At 48.7% G+C, this 347-nt stretch carries 1 protein-coding gene; it reads right to left on the minus strand.

Annotated elements, in window-relative coordinates:
- Positions 1 to 347, minus strand: a 347-nt coding sequence (ureB, locus tag BZK24_RS08685; protein WP_077657153.1) for an urease subunit beta, incomplete at both ends; no start/stop codon positions are given.

Genomic DNA, 347 nt, shown 5'->3' on the forward strand with positions numbered 1-347 from the left:
GATTTTTCTTAACGCAAGGCTCAAACCTTACCGCTGTCCCGCTCGCAATGTCTAAGCGTTTGCCGAAAGTTTTTTCTCTGTCAAAGTCTAGGCATCTATTCACTTCAAAAAAATGGAAGTGTGAACCGATCTGAACGGGTCTGTCGCCCACATGGAAAGTCCTTAAAGTGAGCTGCGTTCCAGGCTCCCCAATAGATTGTGCGGCTACCACGCCCACCGCTTCACCTGGATAGCTCATCTTGCCTTCGCCCATAGAATAGTGTTGCATGGGCTTTATGGGGATCCAGCCTTTTTGCTTAGCCATCGCTTGCCCGTATTCAGGCTCATTAGTAGGCATTCCTTGCATA

This window comes from Helicobacter pylori (genome assembly GCF_001998165.1).
Lineage (GTDB): Bacteria > Campylobacterota > Campylobacteria > Campylobacterales > Helicobacteraceae > Helicobacter > Helicobacter pylori_DL.